19 protein-coding genes and 4 tRNA genes are annotated in these 18,816 nt (G+C 70.4%); 11 read left to right on the top strand and 12 right to left on the bottom strand.

Annotated elements, in window-relative coordinates; translation table 11 throughout:
- Positions 1–37: 37 nt before the first annotated feature.
- The 8 genes from ACGH7X_RS18630 to ACGH7X_RS18595 all read right to left on the bottom strand — a co-directional run bounded on the left by ACGH7X_RS18630 (position 38) and on the right by ACGH7X_RS18595 (position 4,735).
- Positions 38–113: transfer RNA gene (locus ACGH7X_RS18630), tRNA-Gly, on the bottom strand.
- A 46-nt stretch (positions 114–159) separates the two neighbouring features.
- On the bottom strand, positions 160–774 hold the full coding sequence (locus tag ACGH7X_RS18625) for a response regulator (RefSeq protein ID WP_399886471.1): 615 nt from the start codon (positions 772–774) through the stop codon (positions 160–162).
- The gene (locus tag ACGH7X_RS18620) at positions 771–2,045 is read right to left on the bottom strand and encodes a sensor histidine kinase (RefSeq protein ID WP_399886470.1); all 1,275 of its coding nucleotides are present in this window, start codon (positions 2,043–2,045) and stop codon (positions 771–773) included. The genes ACGH7X_RS18625 and ACGH7X_RS18620 overlap by 4 nt, the downstream gene beginning before the upstream one ends.
- A 29-nt stretch (positions 2,046–2,074) precedes the next feature.
- Complete coding sequence (locus ACGH7X_RS18615) at positions 2,075–2,893, bottom strand: ABC transporter permease (RefSeq protein WP_399886469.1); 819 nt, start codon at positions 2,891–2,893, stop codon at positions 2,075–2,077.
- Positions 2,890–3,897, bottom strand: a complete 1,008-nt coding sequence (locus ACGH7X_RS18610; protein WP_399886468.1) for an ABC transporter ATP-binding protein — start codon at positions 3,895–3,897, stop codon at positions 2,890–2,892. Before ACGH7X_RS18610 ends, ACGH7X_RS18615 begins: the two co-directional genes overlap by 4 nt.
- Before the next feature lie 147 nt (positions 3,898–4,044).
- Positions 4,045–4,117 (bottom strand) — tRNA-Gly (locus tag ACGH7X_RS18605).
- 80 nt (positions 4,118–4,197) lie between these two features.
- A tRNA-Gly gene (locus ACGH7X_RS18600) sits at positions 4,198–4,269 on the bottom strand.
- A 148-nt stretch (positions 4,270–4,417) separates the two neighbouring features.
- Positions 4,418–4,735, bottom strand: a complete 318-nt coding sequence (locus tag ACGH7X_RS18595; RefSeq protein ID WP_399886467.1) for an Lsr2 family protein — start codon at positions 4,733–4,735, stop codon at positions 4,418–4,420.
- Between the two features lie 351 nt (positions 4,736–5,086).
- On the opposite strand from ACGH7X_RS18595, the gene purS reads away from it, so the two are divergent.
- The 9 genes from purS to purM all read left to right on the top strand — a co-directional run bounded on the left by purS (position 5,087) and on the right by purM (position 14,364).
- Entirely contained in the window at positions 5,087–5,359 is a 273-nt protein-coding gene (purS, locus tag ACGH7X_RS18590; RefSeq protein ID WP_003974895.1) for a phosphoribosylformylglycinamidine synthase subunit PurS, read from the top strand.
- Positions 5,356–6,036 carry a phosphoribosylformylglycinamidine synthase subunit PurQ gene (gene purQ, locus ACGH7X_RS18585; protein WP_399886466.1) on the top strand — a complete coding sequence of 227 codons (681 nt, stop codon included), beginning with the start codon at positions 5,356–5,358 and terminating at the stop codon, positions 6,034–6,036. The genes purS and purQ overlap by 4 nt, the downstream gene beginning before the upstream one ends.
- Positions 6,033–8,291 carry a phosphoribosylformylglycinamidine synthase subunit PurL gene (gene purL, locus ACGH7X_RS18580; protein WP_399886465.1) on the top strand — a complete coding sequence of 753 codons (2,259 nt, stop codon included), beginning with the start codon at positions 6,033–6,035 and terminating at the stop codon, positions 8,289–8,291. Before purQ ends, purL begins: the two co-directional genes overlap by 4 nt.
- A gap of 340 nt (positions 8,292–8,631) precedes the next feature.
- Entirely contained in the window at positions 8,632–9,114 is a 483-nt protein-coding gene (locus ACGH7X_RS18575) for an ArsR/SmtB family transcription factor (RefSeq protein ID WP_399897144.1), read from the top strand.
- Between the two features lie 48 nt (positions 9,115–9,162).
- Positions 9,163–9,999 carry a peptidoglycan DD-metalloendopeptidase family protein gene (locus ACGH7X_RS18570; RefSeq protein WP_399886464.1) on the top strand — a complete coding sequence of 279 codons (837 nt, stop codon included), beginning with the start codon at positions 9,163–9,165 and terminating at the stop codon, positions 9,997–9,999.
- Positions 10,000–10,009: 10 nt separating this feature from the next.
- Positions 10,010–10,807: a sterol carrier family protein gene (locus ACGH7X_RS18565; protein ID WP_399886463.1), complete on the top strand. Its 798-nt coding sequence runs from the start codon at positions 10,010–10,012 to the stop codon at positions 10,805–10,807.
- A gap of 36 nt (positions 10,808–10,843) precedes the next feature.
- Positions 10,844–11,638: an META domain-containing protein gene (locus ACGH7X_RS18560; RefSeq protein WP_399886462.1), complete on the top strand. Its 795-nt coding sequence runs from the start codon at positions 10,844–10,846 to the stop codon at positions 11,636–11,638.
- Positions 11,639–11,700: 62 nt separating this feature from the next.
- Positions 11,701–13,227 carry an amidophosphoribosyltransferase gene (gene purF, locus ACGH7X_RS18555; RefSeq protein WP_399886461.1) on the top strand — a complete coding sequence of 509 codons (1,527 nt, stop codon included), beginning with the start codon at positions 11,701–11,703 and terminating at the stop codon, positions 13,225–13,227.
- A gap of 69 nt (positions 13,228–13,296) precedes the next feature.
- Entirely contained in the window at positions 13,297–14,364 is a 1,068-nt protein-coding gene (gene purM / locus ACGH7X_RS18550) for a phosphoribosylformylglycinamidine cyclo-ligase (protein WP_399886460.1), read from the top strand.
- A gap of 84 nt (positions 14,365–14,448) precedes the next feature.
- Here the strand turns inward: purM and ACGH7X_RS18545 are convergent, their stop codons facing one another.
- Positions 14,449–14,700, bottom strand: coding sequence for a DUF3073 domain-containing protein (locus ACGH7X_RS18545; protein ID WP_217162888.1), 252 nt, complete (start codon positions 14,698–14,700; stop codon positions 14,449–14,451).
- A gap of 308 nt (positions 14,701–15,008) precedes the next feature.
- Positions 15,009–16,103 carry a Leu/Phe/Val dehydrogenase gene (locus tag ACGH7X_RS18540; RefSeq protein WP_399886459.1) on the bottom strand — a complete coding sequence of 365 codons (1,095 nt, stop codon included), beginning with the start codon at positions 16,101–16,103 and terminating at the stop codon, positions 15,009–15,011.
- A 229-nt stretch (positions 16,104–16,332) separates the two neighbouring features.
- Between ACGH7X_RS18540 and ACGH7X_RS18535 the strand changes: the two genes are divergently transcribed.
- Both ACGH7X_RS18535 and bldC read left to right on the top strand, forming a co-directional pair.
- The gene (locus tag ACGH7X_RS18535) at positions 16,333–17,184 is read left to right on the top strand and encodes a hypothetical protein (protein ID WP_399886458.1); all 852 of its coding nucleotides are present in this window, start codon (positions 16,333–16,335) and stop codon (positions 17,182–17,184) included.
- 544 nt (positions 17,185–17,728) lie between these two features.
- Complete coding sequence (gene bldC, locus ACGH7X_RS18530; RefSeq protein WP_003949541.1) at positions 17,729–17,935, top strand: developmental transcriptional regulator BldC; 207 nt, start codon at positions 17,729–17,731, stop codon at positions 17,933–17,935.
- A 429-nt stretch (positions 17,936–18,364) separates the two neighbouring features.
- Here the strand turns inward: bldC and ACGH7X_RS18525 are convergent, their stop codons facing one another.
- Together ACGH7X_RS18525 and ACGH7X_RS18520 are read right to left on the bottom strand one after the other, a co-directional pair.
- Positions 18,365–18,559 (bottom strand): DUF6274 family protein, encoded by a 195-nt coding sequence (locus tag ACGH7X_RS18525; RefSeq protein WP_399886457.1) that lies wholly within the window; start codon positions 18,557–18,559, stop codon positions 18,365–18,367.
- Between the two features lie 171 nt (positions 18,560–18,730).
- Positions 18,731–18,805: transfer RNA gene (locus ACGH7X_RS18520), tRNA-Asp, on the bottom strand.
- Between the last annotated feature and the right edge of the window lie 11 nt (positions 18,806–18,816).

The raw sequence follows: 18,816 nt of genomic DNA, 5'->3' as shown, positions 1-18,816 counted from the left end.
CGAAGAAGCCCCCGGCCGGAGCCGGGGGCTTCTCACCTGGAGCGAACGACGAGGTTCGAACTCGCGACCTCAACCTTGGCAAGGTTGCGCTCTACCAACTGAGCTACGTTCGCACTGCGCGCGGGCTTCGTCGTGGACTTCACCGTGGCGCGACAGCCACTATACCCAACCCCGCTCCCGGGCGAGCCGCACCGCCGCGTGCCGGTTCTCCGCCCCGAGCTTGCTCGCGGCCGACGAGAGGTAGTTCCGTACGGTCCCCTCGGCGAGTGCGGCGCGCTCGGCGATCTCCGCGACGGGCGCCCCGTCGGCGGCGTGCTCCAGCACCTCGGCCTCGCGCGCGGTCAGCGGCGAGTCCCCGGCGGAGATCGCGTCGGCGGCCAACTCGGGGTCGACGTACCGGTTTCCGGCGTGCACCGTACGGATCAGTTCGGCGAGCCGCTGGGCGCTGGTCGTCTTGGGGACGAACCCGCGCACCCCTGCCGCGAGCGCCCGCTTCAGGTGCCCGGGCCGGCCGTGACTGGTCACGATCAGCACCTTGCAGGCGGGCAGCTCGGCCCGCAGGGATGTGGCAACCCTCACACCGTCGGCGCCGGGCATCTGGAGATCCAGTACGGCGACGTCCGGCGCGTGCGCCCGCGCCATCGCCAGCGCCTCCGGACCGGTCGCCGCCTCGGCGACCACGACCAGGTCGTCCTCCAGGGACAGCAGGGCGGCCAGCGCCCCGCGGATGAGGTGCTCGTCGTCGGCGAGCAGCACGCGCACGGCCGTCGTCACGACGCGACCTCCAGCGCGGTCCCGGCCCCGGCGGCCGGCAGCGGCACCTCGGCCGTCAGCCGGAACACGCCCTTGCCGACGGTCCCCGCCTCCAGCGTCCCGTCCACGGCGGACAGCCGCTCCCGCAGCCCCGCGAGCCCCGAACCGCCCGAGCGACCCGAGCCGCCCGAGCCACCCGAGCCCGCCAGGGGTTCTTCCCCGGTCGGCTCGGCCACCCCGTCGTTCTCCACCGTCAGCACTACACGTCCCTCCGACATCCGCACCATCACGGTGACCTTCTTCGCGTCCCCGTGCCGCAGCACGTTCGTGGTCGCCTCCCGCACCACCCAGCCGAGCGCGGACTGCACCTCGGCGGGCAGGCCGGCCGTGCCGCCGGTGACCTCCGAGACGATGCCGGCCGCCGAGAGCACGCCCCGGGCGCCGGCCAGTTCGACCTCCAGGGCGACCTCCCGGTAGCCGCGTACGACGTCCCGGACCTCGCGCTGCGACTCCTGGGCGATGCGCTGCACCTCGATCATCTGCTCCACCGCCTCGGGCCGTCCGCGCCGGGCCAGCTGGACGGCCAGTTCGCTCTTGAGCGCGATCACCGCCAGGTTCCGTCCCATCACGTCGTGCAGGTCCCGGCCGAACCGCAGCCGCTCCTCGGCGACGGCGAGCCGGGCCCTGGTCTCCTTGGCGTCGTCGAGCGCGTAGACCGCGTTGAGCAGCCAGAGGGAGAAGATCGAGGTGACGGCGAGGAACCCGCCGGTCACCATCACCAGGCCCGCCAGCACGACCGACGCGAGGACGGGCATGTCCAGCGGGAACGTGATGAGCCCGGCGCCCAGCGCGAAGGCCCCGACGACGGCGACCATGCGCCGCCGGCCGCGCACCCCGAGCGTGATGACACCGGCGCCGAAGCACATCACTCCCCCGTAGACCGTGCCCGCCGCGGTCTCCACCTCGCCGGCCGGTCCGCGCTCCGCGATCCCGACCGCGGTGACCGAGACCACGGCGGTGACGACGACGAGAGCCCACATCAGCCGCACGGGCTGCGGCCGCCGCCCGAGCGTCCAGTCCAGTGCCCGGGACGAGACCAGCATGCAGACGGCGGCGTGCACGGTGACCAGCAGGCACAGCGCGGTGGCGAGCCCGGCCTCGGCCCGCCCGTAGGCGGTCACCCCCAGCGCGACGATCTCGATGGCGCCGAAGAAGTGGAACGACCACCGCGTGTACGTCTCCACTTTCTCCGGCGTGCTCTTGACCCGCCACCATCCGCCCGGCCTGCGCATCCGTCCGCCGCTCCCAGTCGCCCCGTGCCTCAGTGCCGTGGCTCCCAGCGGAACCACCGTCGTACAGCAAACACCGCGACCACGGTCCAGGCCACCGCCGTCACGACGGCGCCCATCGCCTCGGCGCCGGACAGGTCGCCGGTCCAGCCGCCGCGCACCAGGGTGATGACGGGCGTCAGCGGCAGCAGTTCGCAGATCGAGGCCAGCCGGTCGGGAAGCAGTTCCAGCGGGACGAACATGCCGGAGCCGAGCATCGAGACGAACATGAAGGGCAGCGGCGTGACCTGCGCGCTCTCACCGGTCTTGGTGAAGCTCGCGGTGACGGCCGCGAGCGCCGCGCACATCACCAGACCGAGCAGCAGGCCGAGGACGGACAGGTGGACCGCGGACGGCGCCGACAGGTCGAGCAGCGCCGCGCAGCCCACCGCGAGCAGCAGGCACTGCACGAGCCCGCTGAGCAGGGCCGGTGTCGCCGAGCCGGCGAGGATCTCCACGTCCCGCAGCTCTCCGGTGCGCAGCCGCTTGAGGACGAGTTCCTCGCGCCGGACGACGAAGACGCCGACGAGGGCCGAGTAGACGGCGAACAGCAGGGAGAAGCCGATCGCGGCGGGCAGGACGAGGGTGCCGGTGGTCAGCCCGGCTCCGGCGAGGTCCATCTCCTTGGCCGCCGACCGCACGCTGAACGGCAGCACCAGCGGTACGAACAGCGCGGCGAAGAGGGTGCCCTTGTTGCGCCCGAGCAGGGTCAGTTCGGCGCGGGCGAGGGCGGTCATGCGCGTCCTGGGCGTGCTCGCCGGGGCGGGTACGGCGCGCGTGGCGGCCGGGTCATGGGTGGTCGTGGCGCTCATGCGGCGTACTCCTTCGTCGTCCCAGGCGTCCCAGGTGTCCGAGGTGTCTGAGGCGTCGTCCCGTCGGCCGTCCGCGCGGACACCTCCTTGGCGATGCTCAGGAAGGCCTCCTCCAGGGACGCCGAGCGCACGTCCAGGCGGCGCAGCTCGACTCCGGCCTGTGCGGCCCACACCAGCAGTCCGGTGGCCGCGCGCTGGAGCTCCCGGGTGCGCAGCTTGATCATCCGGCCGTCGACCTCGTGGTCGCTCACGCCCAGTTCGCCGAGCGGCGGCAGGTCGCCCACGAAGTAGCCGGCGGGCAGTTCGAAGGAGATCCGGGACGGCTGGGCGGCGGTCACCTCGGCCGGGGTGCCGGTCGCGGCGATCCGGCCCTCGTGCATGATCGCGAGCCGGTCGGCGAGGTTCTCGGCCTCCTCCAGGTAGTGCGTGGTCAGCAGCACGGTGGTGCCCTGGTCGCGCAACGCGCTCACCAACTCCCAGGTGTCGCGGCGCCCTTCGGCGTCCAGTCCGGTGCTGGGCTCGTCGAGGAAGAGCACCTCGGGGTCGCCGAGCAGCGCGAGCGCCAGGTCCAGGCGGCGCCGCTGGCCTCCGGACAGTTGCTTGACGCGGGTGTCGGTCTTCGACTCGAGACCGACCAGCCCCAGCACCTCCGTCGGCGGGCGGGCCCCGCTCACGCACCCCGCCCACATCCGGGCGGTCTCGGCGACGGTCAGCTCGGAGGGGAAGCCGCCCTCCTGGAGCATGACCCCGGTGCGGGGGCGTACGGCGGCCCGCTCGGTGTACGGGTCGTGCCCGAGGACGCGCACCCGCCCGCCGGCCGGTGCGGCGAGGCCCTCGAGCAGTTCGACCGTCGACGTCTTGCCCGCGCCGTTGGTGCCGAGCAGGGCGAAGACCTCGCCGCGGCGCACGGAGAAGTCGATTCCGCGTACGGCCTCGAACCCGCCCCCGTACACACGCCGCAGGTCGGTGACCTCAATCACGTGTTCGTGTCCGTTTGATTGCATGCCCCAAGCCTTCCGGCACACGGGGCCCGCCGACAGTGCGGCCCGTCATCACCCCGCATGACAAATGTCAGGGCCGGGCTGCCGGACGCCGCTCGGGTTCAGGCACACGAAAAGACCCCGGTCCTGAGGACCGGGGCCTGATTCCCGAGCGGACGACGAGGTTCGAACTCGCGACCTCAACCTTGGCAAGGTTGCGCTCTACCAACTGAGCTACGTCCGCATTGCCCCCGACCGGCCTTCACCGATCGGTGCGAGCACCAGCCTACCTGATCCAATCGGACCATCGGTACGGCGATGCAGAGCGGGTGACAGGAATTGCACACTGCGCCTTCCCCCTGGAAGGGGGATGTTCTACTACTGAACTACACCCGCATGTTCCGTGAGCTGGGCCTTTTCGGCCTCGCCCCTCGGCGTGCTCCAGACTTTAGCTGATCACCCTGGGTGCTGCGCAAGTCGGCTGCCGCGAGGGGCGGCTGAGCGTCCGTCGGCCTCGGTCACGCCCGGGACGGGGCCCGGCGGCTCACCGCGCCTCGGCGAACGCCTCGTACACCTTCTTCGGGATCCGGCCCCGCGCGGGCACGTCCATCTTGTTCGCCTGGGCCCAGGCCCGGACCGCCGCCGGGTCGGGGGCGACCTCCGTCTGCCGGTACGCCTTGCCGGACCGGGAGCGCTTGCGGCCGGCCGAGACGTACGGCTCGAGCGCCTTGCGCAGTTTCCGGGCATTGGCTTCGTTCAGGTCGATCTCGTACGTACGGCCGTCGACTCCGAAGGCGATCGTCTCCGCCGCTTCCGAGCCGTCGATGTCGTCAAAGAGAGTGACCACGACACGCTGCGCCACGAATATCGGTCCCTTCGTGCGGCATCTCCGCGATGACGTGCCCGAACGTGCCAAGACGCCGCGATGATGCCGACTGTTCGCCTGTAATTGGGCAAAGTATCGGCTAATGACATTTCATTTGTACAGTGCCCGGCATTGCAATGGGAAGACCGACTAAATCTCTTGGCGTGTCCGTCGCGCAATAGGTGTCCCGCGCTCGATCCGGGATCTTTCCCGAAGCTTTTCGTGACCGCCTCCCCTCGATGCGGAATCGTGACAGGGGTCACGTAGTTTCCTCCAAGGCTACGCGCGTAGAAATTTTGTACGGGTAGTCTGAAGGAACCTGCTCAGCACCACACACCGGGAGTGCCAGTGGCACGCGTCGTAGTCGACGTCATGCTCAAGCCGGAGATCCTCGACCCCCAGGGCCAGGCGGTGCAGCGCGCACTGCCGCGACTGGGTTTCGAAGGGATCTCGGACGTCCGCCAGGGAAAGCGATTCGAACTGGAAGTGGACGGGCCGGTCGACGACGCCGCCCTCGCCCGCATCCATGATCTTGCGGAATCCTTCCTCGCCAACACCGTGATCGAGGACTTCACCGTCAAGGTCGAGTCCGAGGACGTAGTCGCGGGGGCCGCGAAGTGACCGCTCGTATTGGCGTCGTCACTTTCCCCGGCAGTCTCGACGACCGGGACACGCAGCGCGCGATCCGCGTCGCCGGCGCCGAACCCGTCGCTCTCTGGCACAAGGACAAGGACCTGGGGCAGGTCGACGCCGTGGTGCTGTGCGGCGGATTCTCGTACGGCGATTATCTGCGTGCCGGCGCCATCTCGCGCTTCTCGCCGGTGATGGACACCGTCATCGACCAGGCGAAGTCCGGCCTCCCGGTGCTCGGCATCTGCAACGGCTTCCAGATCCTCACGGAGGCCCACCTGCTGCCGGGCGCCATGCTGGGCAACGACCACCTGCACTTCATCTGCCGCGACCAGAAGCTGCGGGTGGAGAACGCGGACACCTCCTGGACCAGCGACTACACCGCCGGCCAGGAGATCCACATCCCGCTGAAGAACATGGACGGCCGCTACGTCGCCGACCGGCGCACGCTGGACGAGCTGGAGGCGGAGGGCCGCGTCGCCTTCCGCTACCTGGACGTGAACCCCAACGGCTCGCTCAACGACATCGCGGGCATCACCAACGCCGCCGGGAACGTCGTCGGCCTCATGCCGCACCCCGAGCACGCCGTCGAGTCGCTGATCGGTACGGGCCGTACCGACGGCCTGCCGTTCTTCACCTCGATCCTCAAGAAGCTGGTCAACGCATGAGCCGGACGCCTCTGGACACGGTCGAGCACGCGACCGCGACCCCCGACGTCGAGCTGCCCTGGGCCGAGCTGGGCCTGAAGAAGGACGAGTACGAGAGGGTCGTGGAGATCCTCGGCCGCCGCCCCACCGGGGCGGAGCTGGCCATGTACTCCGTCATGTGGTCCGAGCACTGCTCGTACAAGAGCAGCAAGGTGCACCTGCGCCAGTTCGGCGAGAAGGCCCCCGAGTCCGAGGCGATGCTCGTCGGCATCGGCGAGAACGCCGGTGTGGTCGACGTCGGCCAGGGCTACGCGGTCACCTTCAAGGTCGAGTCGCACAACCACCCCTCCTACGTCGAGCCCTACCAGGGCGCGGCCACGGGTGTCGGCGGCATCGTGCGCGACATCATCGCGATGGGTGCCCGTCCGGTGGCCGTGGTCGACCCCCTGCGCTTCGGCGCCGCGGACCACCCCGACACCAAGCGCGTCCTCCCGGGCGTCGTCGCCGGCATCGGCGGCTACGGCAACTGCCTGGGTCTGCCCAACATCGGCGGCGAGGTCGTCTTCGACGCCTGCTACCAGGGCAACCCGCTGGTCAACGCCGGTGCCATCGGCGTCATGCGGCACGAGGACATCCACCTCGCCAAGGCGTCGGGCGCGGGCAACAAGGTCATCCTGTACGGCGCCCGCACCGGCGGCGACGGCATCGGCGGCGCGTCGATCCTCGCCTCCGAGACCTTCGACGACGCCAAGCCCTCCAAGCGCCCCGCCGTCCAGGTCGGCGACCCCTTCCAGGAGAAGCTCCTCATCGAGTGCACCCTGGAGGCGTTCGCCGAGAAGCTGGTCGTCGGCATCCAGGACCTGGGCGCGGCGGGCCTGTCCTGCGCCACGTCCGAGCTGGCGTCGAACGGCTCCGGCGGCATGCGCGTCACCCTGGACGACGTACCCCTGCGCGACTCGACCCTCTCGCCCGAGGAAATCCTCATGAGCGAGTCGCAGGAGCGCATGTGCGCGGTCGTCGAGCCGGGGAAGGTCGACCGCTTCCTCGAGATCTGCGACAAGTGGGACGTCATCGCCACCGTCATCGGTGAGGTCACCGACGGCGACCGGCTGGAGATCTTCTGGCACGGCGGCAAGATCGTCGACGTCGACCCGCGCACGGTCGCCCACGACGGCCCGGTCTACGAGCGCCCCCTGGCCCGTCCGGACTGGCAGGACGCCCTCCAGGCCGACGACGCGAACAAGCTGCCGCGGCCGGAGTCGGGCGAGGAGCTCGCGGACCAGGTCCGCAAGCTGGTCGGGTCCCCGAACCAGGCGTCCAAGCAGTGGATCACCCAGCAGTACGACCACTTCGTGCAGGGCAACACCGTCCTCGCCCAGCCCGAGGACTCGGGCATGATCCGCGTGGACGAGGAGTCCGGCCTCGGCGTCGCCATCGCCACCGACGGCAACGGCCGCTACGCCAAGCTCGACCCGTACACGGGCGCGCAGCTGGCGCTGGCGGAGGCCTACCGCAACGTGGCGACGACCGGTGCGAAGCCGCTGGCGGTCTCCGACTGTCTGAACTTCGGCTCTCCGGAGGACCCGGCGGTCATGTGGCAGTTCGCGGAGGCCGTGCGCGGCCTGGCCGACGGGTGCCTCCAGCTCGGTACTCCGGTCACGGGCGGCAACGTCTCGCTCTACAACCAGACGGGCGAGGCGGCCATCCACCCGACCCCGGTGGTGGCCGTGCTGGGCGTCATCGACGACGTGGCCCGCCGCACGCCGGTCGCCTTCCAGGAGGAGGGCCAGCTGCTGTACCTCCTCGGTGACACCCGGGAGGAGTTCGGCGGCTCGGCCTGGTCCCAGGTGATCCACGACCACCTCGGCGGCCTGCCCCCGAAGGTCGACTTGGAGCGCGAGCGTCTGCTGGGCGAGATCCTGATCTCGGCCTCCCGCGACGGCATGATCGACTCCGCGCACGACCTGTCCGACGGCGGTCTGGTCCAGGCGGTCGTCGAGTCGGCGCTGCTCGGCGGCAAGGGCGCGCGTCTGGTCGTACCGGACGGGCTCGACGCCTTCACCTTCCTGTTCTCGGAGTCGGCGGGCCGCGCGGTCGTCGCCGTCCCGCGCTCGGAGGAGCTCCGCTTCAACGACATGTGCGGCGCGCGCGGCCTGCCCGTCACCCGCATCGGCGTAGTGGACGGCGACGCGGTGGAGGTCCAGGGCGAGTTCACCCTCCCCCTGACCGAGCTGCGCGAGGCCCACGAGGGCACGATCCCGGCGCTGCTGGCCTGAGCGCACGGCTGCCGTGAGACCGAGGTCCCGTCCGATTCCGGGCGGGACCTCGGCGTTTCACCGCACGTAGTTCTTGCGGATCTCCGTGTCGAGTTCCAGGTCGGGCCGGGTCTGCCGGCAGCGCCTGACCAGCCAGGACACGACGGTGCCGTGGTCCCCGTCCGTCGCCTTCCTGACCGCGAGGCGTCCGTCGACGAACTCGAGGGTGACGGTCCGGGCTCCGGCGCCGCGAGGGCGAGTTGCTCGGACGGGCGCACGTACGAGTGATCCGGATTCAGGGTTGCACGTAATTACGTACTTCCGTAATCTCGTCGGAGTGGAGCAGCGACTGGAACAACGCGTGGCCGATCTCGAACGGCGCCTCGCCGCACTGGAAGCCGTCGACCGGCCCGCACCCCGCGTCCAGGAGGGCGACTTCTGGGCCCTGGACGGCCTGAAGGAGCAGCTCGCGGAGATGAAGGCCGCGGCCGGGGGCGTCCTGTTCACCGGCTCCGTACGCCTGCCGACCGGTGAGCAGTACGGCTGGCAGCACGGCGCGCTCACCGACGGCCTGATGGACGCCGAGTGGGCCGACTCCGCCGAGGTGTTCGCCGCGCTCGGGCATCCCGTGCGGCTGCGGCTGCTGCGGGAGATCCTCGGCGGCCGGCGCACCGCGGCCGAGCTGGCCGAGCTGGACGGGGTGGGCACGACCGGCCAGATCTACCACCACCTGCGCCAGCTCACCGGCGCCGGCTGGCTGCACACCACCGGCCGGGGCCGCCACGAGGTGCCGCCGGGGCGGGTCGTACCGCTGCTGGTGGCGCTGTCGACGGCCCGGAACTGACCGGGAACATCACGACACCCACGGAACCGTCACGATCAAGGGGGAACGATGTCCGCACGCAAGCTCGCCATGATCACCTTCCGGGTACTGCAACTCGCCTTCCTGGCCCTGGTGGCCGTCGGCGTCGTCTTCGACCCCGGGTATCCGTGGTGGTGCGTCTTCGCGCCGCTGGTCCTCGCCTACGTCCTGATCACCGTGGTCAACCGGTGGAACGGCGGCGCCCCGGACGCGTCCGGCAAGGCCCGCGAGCCCGTCGAGGTCGCGCCGCCCGTCAGCGGCCGCTGGTCCGCGCTGAACAGTCCCGCCAGCCGCACCCCGAGCCACGGCGTCCACGCCTACGGCCAGACCTTCGCCATCGACCTCGTCGCCGAACCGGAGCCCGGCGCCCGCCCCGGCTTCCGCGTCCTGTGGCCGCCCGCCCGGCACGCCCGCGACTTCCCGGCGTTCGGCGCCCCGCTCCTCGCGGTGGCCGACGGCACGGTCGTACGGGCCGACGACGGCCAGCGCGACCACCTCAGCCGCAACTCGCTGCCCGCGCTGCTGTACCTGATGATCCTCGAGGGCTCGGCGCGGGAGATGACGGGCGTCCGCCGCATCGTCGGCAACCACCTGGTCCTCGACCTCGGCGACGGCACCCACGCCCTCTACGCCCACGTCCGGCGCGGCTCCTTCGCCGTCCGCGAGGGCGACCGGGTCCACGCCGGCCAGGTCCTCGCCCGGTGCGGCAACTCCGGCAACTCCACCGAGCCGCACGTCCACTTCCAGCTGATGGACGGCCCCGACCCGGACACCGCCCAGGGCGTCCCCTTCACCTGGCCCGGCATCGGCGTCCCGCGCAACGGCGAGGTCTTCGAGACGCCCTCGCCGACCGCCACGCCCGCATAGGCTCACCGCCATGCCGCCCGCCAGGAAACGCCCCCGCGCCTACGACCCCGCCCGCACCCGCGCCGCCGTCCTCGCTCAGTTCGGCAACGTGCGGGCGGCGGTCCGTGCCCTCACCCCCGAGCAGCTCGCGTTGCCCACCAGGCTCGGTGACTGGACCGTGCGGGAGCTGGTGGCGCACGTCGGGATGGCGCTGGCCGCCGTGGACCGGCTGCTGGGGGAGCCCGAGCCCGTGCGGCAGGACGGGCGGCTGCTGGACTGGCCGTTCGCGATCGCCGCCGACGCCGGCGCCATCGCCGGGACCGCCCGGCGGCTCGCCGCCGAGCATCCGGACCTGGACGCCCACCTCGCCGAGGTCGAGCGGTGCTTCACCGAGCGGCTCGACACCCGGCCCGGCGGCAGGCTGCTCCCCACCAGCGCGGGCGCCCTGCCGCTGGCCGACTACGTCGTCACCCGCACCGTCGAGCTGGTCGTGCACACCGACGACCTGAACGCCGCGGTCCCCGGCCTCGACATCCCGTACGACCGGCAGGCGCTGGCCGCCGCGACACGGTTGCTGGCCGACGCGCTCGCGGTGAAGGCGCCCGGCGGTTCGACGGAGGTGCGGATCCCGCCGTACGCGGTCGTGCAGTGCGTGGAAGGGCCCCGGCACACCCGGGGTACACCGCCCAACGTCGTCGAGACCGACCCGCTGACCTGGATGCGGCTGGCCACCGGGCGGCTGGCCTGGAAGGACGCCTTGGCGGCGGCCAAGGTGAGCGCGAGTGGGGAGCGGGCCGACCTCGAGGAGCTGCTGCCCCTGCTGAGCTGAGGGGAACCGGTCCTTCCCCGCCTCCGTCGAATGGGCATGTACAGGCAGAAGCAGCAGCGCAGCATGACCCTGACCGTGGCGGCCGTCGCCGCGCTCGTCCCGCTCGCCGCGGCCTGCGGCAGCGAGACGGCCGACGACACCGGCAGCGGTTCCGTGGGCGCGGGCGGGCAGTCCGTCACCGGCGTCCGGTGGAGCATCGACAGCGTCACTGTCGACGGCACCACCCACCGGGCGCCGGACGCGGCACACGTACGGATCGACGAGGGCGGCGAAGCCGCGGGCAGCACCGGCTGCAACACCTTCAGCGCCCGTGCCGACGTCGACGGCGGGAGCGTCCGGCTCAGTGACGGCATGTTCACCGAGAAGGCCTGCGAGAACACGCCCGTCGACTTCGAGAAGTCCCTCGGCCGCACCCTCACCACCGGCTCGCTCACCACCAAGCACGAGGGCGAGAAGCTCACCCTCACCACCTCCGACGGCGACACCGTCCGGCTGAGCAGGCCGCAGGACGCGTCCCTGTACGGGACGAAATGGACGGTGACCACCCCCGGCCACAAGGGCCGCGCCCACCTCACCTTCGACCAGGACGCCAAGACCGTCTCCGGCCGCCTGCCCTGCAACCACGTCAACGCCAGGGCCACGGTCAGCGACGGACGTATCACCCTCGGCGCCCCGTCCACCACCCGAATGATGTGCGAAGGCTCACTCATGGACGCCGAGAAGCGGATGCTGGCCCTCTTCGACGGCAAGGTCCACTACCGGATCGATCATGAAACCCTGACGCTGACCAGCGAAGACGGTGCCACCGTCCGGGCCGTCGCCGACCAGTGATCCGATCGTGAGCCGATATCCCCAATTCGGACCAGTGGTCGATCTCGCCTACACTCGGTGGCGTGCCACGTGGTGACGGTCGACTCAATCACGATCTGCTTCCCGGCGAGAAGGGCCCCCAGGACGCATGCGGCGTCTTCGGTGTCTGGGCTCCGGGCGAAGAGGTCGCAAAACTCTCCTACTTCGGGCTCTACGCCCTCCAGCATCGGGGCCAGGAATCCGCGGGAATCGCGGTCAGCAACGGCTCCCAGATCCTCGTCTTCAAGGACATGGGCCTCGTTTCCCAGGTCTTCGACGAGACCTCGCTCGGTTCGCTCCAGGGTCACATCGCGGTCGGTCACGCCCGCTACTCGACCACCGGCGCCTCCGTGTGGGAGAACGCCCAGCCGACGTTCCGTGCCACCGCGCAGGGTTCCATCGCGCTCGGGCACAACGGCAACCTCGTCAACACCGCCCAGCTCGCCGAGATGGTCGCGGACCTGCCCAAGCAGGACGGCCGCTCCACCCGCGTCGCGGCGACCAACGACACCGACCTGATCACCGCCCTCCTCGCGGGCCAGGTCGACGACGACGGCAAGCCGCTGACCGTCGAGGAGGCGGCCGTCAAGGTGCTGCCCCAGGTGCGCGGTGCCTTCAGCCTCGTCTTCATGGACGAGCACACCCTCTACGCAGCCCGTGACCCGCAGGGCATCCGCCCGCTGGTCCTCGGCCGCCTCGAGCGCGGCTGGGTGGTCGCCTCCGAGTCCGCCGCGCTCGACATCTGCGGCGCCTCCTACGTCCGCGAGATCGAGCCGGGCGAGTTCGTCGCCATCGACGAGAACGGCCTGCGCACGTCGCGATTCGCAGAAGCGAAGCCCAAGGGCTGTGTCTTCGAGTACGTGTACCTGGCCCGCCCGGACACCGACATCGCCGGCCGCAACGTCTACCTCTCCCGGGTCGAGATGGGCCGCAGACTGGCGAAGGAGGCCCCCGCCGAGGCCGACCTCGTCATAGCGACCCCGGAGTCCGGCACCCCCGCCGCGATCGGTTACGCCGAGGCCTCCGGCATCCCCTTCGGCGCCGGCCTGGTGAAGAACGCCTATGTCGGCCGCACCTTCATCCAACCCTCACAGACCATCCGCCAGCTGGGCATCCGCCTGAAGCTGAACCCCCTGAAGGAAGTCATCAAGGGCAAGCGGCTGGTCGTCGTGGACGACTCCATCGTCCGCGGCAACACCCAGCGGGCCCTGGTCCGCATGCTCCGCGAGGCCGGTGCCGCCGAGGTCCACGTGCGGATCTCGTCCCCGCCCGTGAAGTGGCCCTGCTTCTTCGGCATCGACTTCGCCACCCGCGCCGAGCTCATCGCCAACGGCATGAGCGTCGAGGAGATCGGCACCTCGATGGGCGCCGACTCGCTGGCGTACATCTCCATCGACGGCATGATCGAGGCGACCACCATCGCCAAGCCGAACCTGTGCCGCGCCTGCTTCGACGGGGAGTACCCGATGGAGCTTCCCGACCCCGAGCTGCTCGGCAAGCAGCTCCTGGAGACCGAGCTGGCCGCCGGGCCCGCCGGTACGGCCGCCGCCGACGCCATCCGTCGCCCGTAGCCGTCCGTTCCACAGGCTTCCCAGGCTTCCCCGGCCTCCCTGCCGTACGACACGAAGGTTCTCATCGTCATGCCTGACACAACTGGTGCCAGCTACGCAGCCGCCGGCGTCGACATCGAGGCGGGCGACCGCGCGGTCGAGCTCATGAAGGAATGGGTCAAGAAGACGCGGCGCCCCGAGGTCCTCGGCGGCCTCGGCGGCTTCGCCGGCCTCTTCGACGCCTCCGCCCTCAAGAAGTACGAGCGTCCCCTGCTCGCCTCCGCCACCGACGGCGTCGGCACCAAGGTCGACATCGCCCGGCAGCTGGGCGTCTACGACACCATCGGCCACGACCTGGTCGCCATGGTCATGGACGACATCGTGGTGTGCGGCGCCGAGCCGCTCTTCATGACCGACTACATCTGCGTCGGCAAGGTCCACCCCGAGCGTGTCGCCGCGATCGTCAAGGGCATCGCCGAGGGCTGTGTGCTGGCCGGGTGCGCCCTGGTGGGCGGCGAGACGGCCGAGCACCCGGGCCTGCTGGGCGCGGACGACTTCGACGTCGCCGGCGCGGGCACGGGCGTCGTGGAGGCCGACCGGCTGCTGGGCCCGGATCGCATCCGTACGGGTGACGCGGTGATCGCCATGGCCTCCTCCGGGCTTCACTCGAACGGGTACTCGCTCGTCCGCCACGTCCTGCTGAACGAGGGCGGGCTGTCCCTGGACGCCCACCTGGACGGCCTCGGCCGGCCCCTCGGCGAGGAGCTGCTGGAGCCGACCAAGATCTACTCCCTGGACTGCCTGGCCCTGATCCGCACCGCCGAGGTCCACGCCTTCAGCCACGTCACCGGCGGCGGGCTCGCGGCCAATCTGGCCCGCGTGATCCCCGACGGTCTGCACGCCGTCGTCGACCGCTCCACCTGGACTCCGGGCGCGGTCTTCGACCTCGTCGGCCGGACCGGCCGGGTCGAGCGCCTGGAGCTGGAGAAGACCCTCAACATGGGCGTGGGCATGATCGCCATCGTGCCCGAGGAGTCGACGGACGTGGCCCTGACGACCCTCGCCGACCGCGGCGTGGACGCCTGGGTGGCCGGCGAGATCACCGACCGCGGCGACCACGAGAGCGGCGCGGCGCTGGTGGGCGACTACGCCGTCTGACACCCGGCCGCCCGAGACCCTGCGGGTAGCACAGAACCCGGTCGGTGACAGATGCCACCGACCGGGAAGGTGCTCAGTGCAAGGTCAAGCGCCGCGTCGCTGTTGCGGGGACTGGCCGTCCTCGTCCTCGTCGTCGTCCTCATAGAGGTCGGCGTACTTCGCGTACACGTCATCGTCTTGCTCATCGTCCTCGAATTGCTCGCCATTCGGCGGTTGCGAATTCGCCGGCGATGCGCCCAGCTCCTCGGCCAGGCGGGAGAGATCAGTCCCACCGCTGTTGTACTTCAGCTGGCGGGCGACCTTCGTCTGCTTGGCCTTGGCCCGGCCGCGCCCCATGGCTCGACCCCCTCAACGACGGGGCTCGACGGCCCCAGAGTCTTGACACGCGTTCATGGTCCGGAACGGGCTCTCCGTGGAGAGACCGGTCCGTAGGGCTTCCACGGTACCTGAGCCCACGCCCATACGGTACGTCGCCCGCAGGACGTGGCCATGCCCAGGACCTGCGAGGTGCCCGTCCTCGCTGGTCAACGGCGATTTTAACCACCTTTCGACGGTCGACCCGCCGGGATAAGTGAGAGTTCTCTCCAACTGCCCCCCGACGGGTACCGGTCAAACCTGCGAGGACCCCTGTGCGGCCCCGCCGATCACCGCCGGGGACGGGCCTCCGCCATCCGCTGCTCGGCGATCCGGTCGGCCGCGGCGGCCGGCGGAATACCGTCCTCCTTCGCACGTGCGAATATGGCCAGCGTGGTGTCGTAGATCTTCGCGGCCTTCCCCTTGCACCGGTCGAAGTCGAAGCCGTGCAGCTCGTCGGCGACCTGGATGACACCACCGGCGTTCACCACGTAGTCGGGCGCGTAGAGGATCCCGCGGTCGGCGAGGTCCTTCTCGACGCCCGGGTGGGCGAGCTGGTTGTTGGCCGCGCCGCACACCACCCTGGCGGTCAGCACCGGCACGGTGTCGTCGTTCAGGGCGCCGCCCAGCGCGCAGGGGGCGTAGATGTCCAGGTTCTCCACCCGGATCAGCGCGTCGGTGTCGGCGACGGCGACCACCGACGGGTGCCGCTCCGTGACGGCCCGAACGACGTCCTTGCGTACGTCGGTGACGACCACGTGGGCGCCCTCGGCGAGCAGGTGCTCGACCAGGTGGTGGCCGACCTTGCCGACGCCCGCGATGCCGACGGTGCGGTCGCGCAGCGTCGGGTCTCCCCACAGGTGCTGGGCGGCGGCCCGCATGCCCTGGTAGACGCCGAAGGAGGTGAGGACGGAGGAGTCGCCCGCGCCGCCGTTCTCGGGGGAGCGGCCGGTGGTCCAGCCGCACTCGCGGGCCACGACGTCCATGTCGGCGACGTAGGTGCCGACGTCGCACGCGGTGACGTAGCGGCCGCCGAGCGAGGCGACGAACCGGCCGTAGGCGAGGAGCAGTTCCTCGCTCTTGATCTGTCCCGGATCACCGATGATCACGGCCTTGCCGCCGCCGTGGTCGAGACCGGCCATGGCGTTCTTGTACGACATCCCGCGCGCGAGGTTCAGCGCGTCGGCGACGGCCTCCGCCTCGCTCGCGTACGGGTAGAAGCGGGTACCGCCGAGCGCGGGGCCCAGGTCGGTGGAGTGGATGGCGATGACGGCCTTGAGACCGCTGGCACGGTCCTGGCAGAGCACGACTTGCTCATGACCCCCCTGGTCCGAGTGGAACAGGGTGTGCAGTACATCAGCAGGTGCGCCGGTTACGTCGGTCACGGTGGTGACTCCTGTGTAGTTGCGGCGATGGGCGGCAGTCCCCGTGCGGGTGGCGGGGACTGTGGCATGAGATTAGAGCCTGGTGGTGCCCGCCCGCCGCACAGTGCCGAGGATCACCTCCGCACGGAGTACGGGCGTGCGACGATTCGCAGAGATTCTCGCGCGTTTGTGATCCGTTTCCACGAGTCTCCGCAGGTTTTCGCGTCGGTGCGCGGGGGAGGGAGCAGGCGTGCCCAAGGTGTCCTCGGTGATCGTCCCGTACGCGGCGTACCTGCGTGTGTACGAACCGCTGGCCGCCTTCCCCGACGAGGAGCGCGCCCACTGGACCCGTTACGCGCGCCGCCCGGACCGGCCCTCCTACCAGGAAGAACTCCGCCGTTCCCTGGCCGACCTGCTGCCCACCCCGCCCGTGGCGGTGCCGGTGCACGAGAGCGCCGACGCCTTCGTGACGGAGGTCGACGGCGTGGTCTGCGTCTGCCCCTGGCGGACCCGGCTGCGCGGTTGGCAGGCCCTGGAGGACGTGGCCGAGGACTTTCCGGAACCCGTTCTGGACGCCCTGATCCCACCGGTCGTACGTCGTCAGACCGCGCAGGACTACGAGCGCTGGCTGGAGCGGAATCCGGATGCCCGCCCCTGGATCCGCACCGCCACCTGGCAGGTGCCGATCAACTGGTTCGTACTGGTCTCCGACGCGGAGCGGGAGTACGACCGGGGCGGCGAGGGCGCCGGGGCGGCCGCGCCGGTGCTGCGCTACCGGACGCCGATGGTGCAGGCCCGCCGGCGGGTGGCCCGGGGCCTGCGGGCCCTGCGGGAGGCCGTGGACGAGGGGCCGCTCATCGACGGCCTGGTGGATGTGGGGCGCTGGCTGGAGGAGTTCCACCCGCGCTCCCTGGTGGAGCTGGACTACGGCGGACTGGTGCACGCCCTGCCGGCCGGCGAGCTGGAGGCCGACCACTCGGCGGCGGACGTGGCCGAGGGCATCGAGGCGCTGCGCCACGGCGACGGGGCCACGGCGGGGGAGGCCTACGGGCGGCTCGTGGAGCGCTGGCGGGCGGTCCGGGACCGGCGGTCCGCGAACTGACGTTTGACGTACCGCCCGATGTGGGGTTTCGTCTTCCGCTCAGACACTCGTTCGGTGTGGGCTGATGTCATCTCGACAAGGGACGTAGGTCCCGATCCGGGCGTATGTGTCAAGCGTGACGGACCGCACGTACATCACTCTTGCGCCCCTTCCCCCTCCTCATGCCAAAATAGGACAAGGAGCCCGGGGAGGGCTCCTTCCGTCCTGCTGTGATGCACTGTGGGCGGATTCTCAGCATTGCACGCTTTGGGGGGTCTGATGACAGGTCAAGTGGCCCCTGATCGTCCTGTGACTGATCGTCACAGTGGCGTGACTGTCCGCTATGGCATGGTCCATCGGCTTCCGTCGCTGATGAACACCTGGGAGGGCAATTCCATCGGTTTGGCCGACGCGGCTGGACAGATGGTGTAGTTGTAGTGCCGAGGACAAGCCGTTCGTCCTATAACCGACTCGACTCGCGTCCGCCATTTCGGGCAACGCGGGTCAAGGTGCAGAATTTAGAGGAATGAACCGAGAAGGTTCGGTTCTCCCGAGGAGGCCGCTCATGACCGCTCGCACCCCTGATGCCGAGCCGCTGCTGACCCCGGCTGAGGTCGCCACCATGTTCCGCGTCGACCCGAAGACGGTCACGCGCTGGGCGAAGGCCGGCAAGCTCACGTCGATCCGCACGCTCGGCGGGCATCGCCGCTACCGCGAAGCCGAGGTCCGCGCTCTGCTCGCGGGCATTCCGCAGCAGCGCAGCGAGGCCTGAACAACTGAATAACCGGGCAAAACGGCAGGTCCCCCAATCTGCCGGGGCGCTCGGACCACAGCTCCAAGCGACGCCGTCCCTGCCCCAACAGAGGTGCGTCGTTGATCGCGCTGGACTCCGCCGGGTCCAGCGCGATCTTTTTTGTGTCCGGTCCTGTGCCTGGTGGTGCGCGGTCGGCCGGTTCTGTGAGCGGGCTTGTCGGAGTCTGGGGACGTGCGTCGGATCGGCTGTGCGAGCACCGCGGAACCGGGTGCAATTGCACATATTAAATTGACTAGTTGTAGGGGAGTCGTAAGTGCCACCGTTTCCAAAACTCATGCGGTGACACCCGTCACACGGCATGGTGGTTGTTGGGCCGGGCGCCTGTGCGCTAATGGAGGCGTGGCCTCCAGGAGGTCGGCGCGGCAAGGACGTTGGGGCCCGCGGGGCTCACGCCGTGGACGCGCTCCCGTCCTCGACGCCCTCTTGACGGCCTGTCGGAGACTGTGGCGCCGGCGAGTCCAGCGCGAGCCGCAACAGCCGGTGACAGATCGGACAGTGGCGCGTCACGTGACCGTATGACGACGCGGCCGACAGATGCGCGCGGAGCAGGGCCCGCGTCTCGTGCCTGACCGATGCCGCCATACGCCACCTCCAGGGGCCACACGGGGGATGTGCCCTGTCTTTGGAGTACCGAGCGAATGTGACGCCGTCAAGGCCGCGAGAGGGGCGCTGAGGCCTTCTGGGGGGCGTGGGGCGGGACATGCCACCAGGCGCGAAAAAAGACCCCGCACCAAACGGTGCGGGGTCTCGTTGCGGTCCTGACGGGATTTGAACCCGCGGCCTCCACCTTGACAGGGTGGCGAGCACTCCAAACTGCTCCACAGGACCAGGTTTCGCGG

The organism is Streptomyces sp. BBFR51 (assembly GCF_044591655.1).
GTDB lineage: Bacteria > Actinomycetota > Actinomycetes > Streptomycetales > Streptomycetaceae > Streptomyces.
The sequence above is the reverse complement of the archived record's forward strand: the minus strand, read 5'-3'. Positions and strand labels throughout refer to the sequence as shown.

Excerpts from the sequence above, each read along its gene's own strand:
- ACGH7X_RS18620 (WP_399886470.1), bottom strand. The coding sequence starts at position 2,045 with ATGCGCAGGCCGGGCGGATGGTGGCGGGTCAAGAGCACGCCGGAGAAA.
- ACGH7X_RS18560 (WP_399886462.1), top strand. The coding sequence starts at position 10,844 with ATGTACAGGCAGAAGCAGCAGCGCAGCATGACCCTGACCGTGGCGGCC.
- ACGH7X_RS18570 (WP_399886464.1), top strand. The coding sequence starts at position 9,163 with ATGTCCGCACGCAAGCTCGCCATGATCACCTTCCGGGTACTGCAACTC.
- ACGH7X_RS18525 (WP_399886457.1), bottom strand. The coding sequence starts at position 18,559 with ATGGCGGCATCGGTCAGGCACGAGACGCGGGCCCTGCTCCGCGCGCAT.
- ACGH7X_RS18565 (WP_399886463.1), top strand. The coding sequence starts at position 10,010 with ATGCCGCCCGCCAGGAAACGCCCCCGCGCCTACGACCCCGCCCGCACC.
- purL (WP_399886465.1), top strand. The coding sequence starts at position 6,033 with ATGAGCCGGACGCCTCTGGACACGGTCGAGCACGCGACCGCGACCCCC.
- purM (WP_399886460.1), top strand. The coding sequence starts at position 13,297 with ATGCCTGACACAACTGGTGCCAGCTACGCAGCCGCCGGCGTCGACATC.
- bldC (WP_003949541.1), top strand. The coding sequence starts at position 17,729 with ATGACCGCTCGCACCCCTGATGCCGAGCCGCTGCTGACCCCGGCTGAG.
- ACGH7X_RS18610 (WP_399886468.1), bottom strand. The coding sequence starts at position 3,897 with ATGCAATCAAACGGACACGAACACGTGATTGAGGTCACCGACCTGCGG.
- ACGH7X_RS18545 (WP_217162888.1), bottom strand. The coding sequence starts at position 14,700 with ATGGGGCGCGGCCGGGCCAAGGCCAAGCAGACGAAGGTCGCCCGCCAG.
- ACGH7X_RS18615 (WP_399886469.1), bottom strand. The coding sequence starts at position 2,893 with ATGAGCGCCACGACCACCCATGACCCGGCCGCCACGCGCGCCGTACCC.